The sequence below is a fragment of the Alloalcanivorax sp. C16-1 genome (assembly GCF_046507805.1).
In the GTDB taxonomy this organism is placed as follows: domain Bacteria; phylum Pseudomonadota; class Gammaproteobacteria; order Pseudomonadales; family Alcanivoracaceae; genus Alloalcanivorax.
Genome location: NZ_JBKFTK010000014.1, coordinates 1 through 3,368 on the forward strand (window position 1 = coordinate 1; position 3,368 = coordinate 3,368).

Consider the following 3,368-nt stretch of genomic DNA (forward strand, 5'->3'; position numbering starts at 1 on the left):
GAGCCTGACGATGACCTACTCTCACATGGGGAGACCCCACACTACCATCGGCGCTGAGTGGTTTCACTTCTGAGTTCGGCATGGGTTCAGGTGGTTCCCACTCGCTATTGTCGTCAGGCAAACCGGTTTGGCTTTCGCCAAATAGGGTTGCCTTGCCTGTTGATGGACAGGCAAAGCCAATTCCAGGAACGAGAAAGTCCAGCGTCAGGGTTTGTCCAACACCTGTTGCGTTCGCGTGTCTATTCAGCGTGATCATTGATCGCTGCCGCTCGCCGCCTGTTCCTTGTCGAGCAAGGAGGGCAAACTGCTTTGGCGTTATATGGTCAAGCCGCACGGGCAATTAGTACGGGTTAGCTTCACGCCTCACAGCGCGTCCACATCCCGCCTATCAACGTGGTGGTCTTCCACGGCCCTTTAGGACCCTCAAGGGGTCAGGGAGATCTCATCTTGAGGGAGGCTTCCCGCTTAGATGCTTTCAGCGGTTATCCCGTCCGAACGTAGCTACCCGGCAATGCCACTGGCGTGACAACCGGAACACCAGAGGTTCGTCCACTCCGGTCCTCTCGTACTAGGAGCAGCTCCTCTCAAATCTCCAACGCCCACGGCAGATAGGGACCGAACTGTCTCACGACGTTCTAAACCCAGCTCGCGTACCTCTTTAAATGGCGAACAGCCATACCCTTGGGACCGGCTTCAGCCCCAGGATGAGATGAGCCGACATCGAGGTGCCAAACACCGCCGTCGATGTGAACTCTTGGGCGGTATCAGCCTGTTATCCCCGGAGTACCTTTTATCCGTTGAGCGATGGCCCTTCCATACAGAACCACCGGATCACTAAGACCTGCTTTCGCACCTGCTCGACTTGTAGGTCTCGCAGTCAAGCACCCTTCTACCTTTACGCTCATTGCACGATGTCCGACCGTGCTGAGGGTACCTTTGTGCTCCTCCGTTACTCTTTGGGAGGAGACCGCCCCAGTCAAACTACCCACCACACAATGTCCCCGATCCCGATAAGGGACCTGGGTTAGAACCTCAAACATGCCAGGCTGGTATTTCAAGGTTGACTCCACGATGACTGGCGTCACCGCTTCAATGTCTCCCAGCTATCCTACACAAGCAGGCTCAAAGTCCACTGTGAAGCTGTAGTAAAGGTTCACGGGGTCTTTCCGTCTAGCCGCGGGTACACAGCATCTTCACTGCGATTTCGATTTCACTGAGTCTCGGGTGGAGACAGTGCCCCCATCATTACGCCATTCGTGCAGGTCGGAACTTACCCGACAAGGAATTTCGCTACCTTAGGACCGTTATAGTTACGGCCGCCGTTTACCGGGGCTTCGATCAAGAGCTTCGCCGAAGCTAACCCCATCAATTAACCTTCCGGCACCGGGCAGGCGTCACACCCTATACGTCCGCTTACGCGTTTGCAGAGTGCTGTGTTTTTAATAAACAGTTGCAGGGGCCTTTTCACTGCGGCCACTCAATGCTTACGGGGCAAGCCCTTCACACCAAGTGGCGTACCTTCTCCCGAAGTTACGGTACCATTTTGCCTAGTTCCTTCACCCGAGTTCTCTCAAGCGCCTTAGAATACTCATCCCAACCACCTGTGTCGGTTTAGGGTACGGTTCCTCGTAACCTGAAGCTTAGAAGATTTTCCTGGAAGCAGGGCATCAACCACTTCCCAGCCGCAAAGGGCCGGTGGTCTCGGTTCTCAGCCTTAAGGTGCCGGATTTGCCTAACACCTCAGCCTACAACCTTTCCCCGGGACAACCAACGCCCGGTAGGCCTAGCCTTCTCCGTCTCTCCATCGCAGTTACAAGAAGTACGGGAATATTAACCCGTTTCCCATCAGCTACGCCTTTCAGCCTCGCCTTAGGGGCCGACTCACCCTGCGCCGATTAGCGTTGCGCAGGAAACCTTGGTCTTTCGGCGTGCAGGTTTTTCACCCGCATTATCGTTACTCACGTCAGCATTCGCACTTGTGATATCTCCAGCATGCTTCTCAACACACCTTCACAGACTTACACAACGCTCCCCTACCCAGTATGCATAAGCACACTGCCGCAGCTTCGGTATCCAGTTTGAGCCCCGTTACATCTTCCGCGCAGGCCGACTCGACTAGTGAGCTATTACGCTTTCTTTAAAGGGTGGCTGCTTCTAAGCCAACCTCCTAGCTGTCTGAGCCTTCCCACATCGTTTCCCACTTAACTGGAATTTGGGGACCTTAGCTGGCGGTCTGGGTTGTTTCCCTCTCCACGACGGACGTTAGCACCCGCCGTGTGTCTCCCGTACTGCACTCACCGGTATTCGGAGTTTGCATCGGTTTGGTAACCCGGGATGGGCCCCTAGCCGAAACAGTGCTCTACCCCCGGTGGTGATATACGAGGCGCTACCTAAATAGCTTTCGGGGAGAACCAGCTATCTCCGGACTTGATTAGCCTTTCACTCCGACCCACAGGTCATCCGAATCTTTTTCAACAGATCCCGGTTCGGTCCTCCAGTGCGTGTTACCGCACCTTCAACCTGCCCATGGGTAGATCGTCCGGTTTCGGGTCTATTCCCAGCAACTCGTCGCCCTATTCAGACTCGGTTTCCCTACGGCTCCCCTATACGGTTAACCTCGCTACTGAGAATAAGTCGCTGACCCATTATACAAAAGGTACGCCGTCACCCAACAAAGCGGGCTCCGACTGCTTGTACGTGCACGGTTTCAGGGTCTATTTCACTCCCCTCTCCGGGGTTCTTTTCGCCTTTCCCTCACGGTACTGGTTCACTATCGGTCAGCCAGGAGTATTTAGCCTTGGAGGATGGTCCCCCCATGTTCAGTCAAGGTTACACGTGCCCCGACCTACTCGTTTTCACATATTCAGGTTTTCGGATACGGGACTATCACCCACTATGGTCGGCCTTCCCAAGCCGTTCTCCTAACCAGTCACATGCTTAAGGGCTAATCCGCGTTCGCTCGCCGCTACTGACGGAATCTCAATTGATTTCTGTTCCTACGGGTACTTAGATGTTTCAGTTCCCCGCGTTCGCCTCACACACCTATGGATTCAGTGTGTGATACCTGCCTTATGACAGGTGGGTTTCCCCATTCGGAAATCTCCGGGTCAAACGGTTGTTTGCCACCTAACCGGAGCTTATCGCAGGCTACAACGTCCTTCATCGCCTCTGGCTGCCAAGGCATCCACCGTGCACGCTTCGTCACTTGACCATATAACCCAAAACAGTCTACACCGCTCAGGCCATACGAACTTGCAACGATCAACGATAATCGCACCAAATAGACACAAGTGTCAGATAAACTTCTAACGCTTGTATTCCATTAGGAATACTTGGACTTTCTCATTTCCCAGATTGTTAAAGAGCAT

At 53.9% G+C, this 3,368-nt stretch carries 2 rRNA genes; both read right to left on the reverse strand.

The features are described 5' to 3' along the window. Positions 1-2 precede the first annotated feature (2 nt). Positions 3-118, reverse strand: a 5S ribosomal RNA gene (gene rrf, locus ACLD0W_RS18720). A gap of 201 nt (positions 119-319) precedes the next feature. Beyond that, positions 320-3,211, reverse strand: a 23S ribosomal RNA gene (locus tag ACLD0W_RS18725). Positions 3,212-3,368 lie beyond the last annotated feature (157 nt).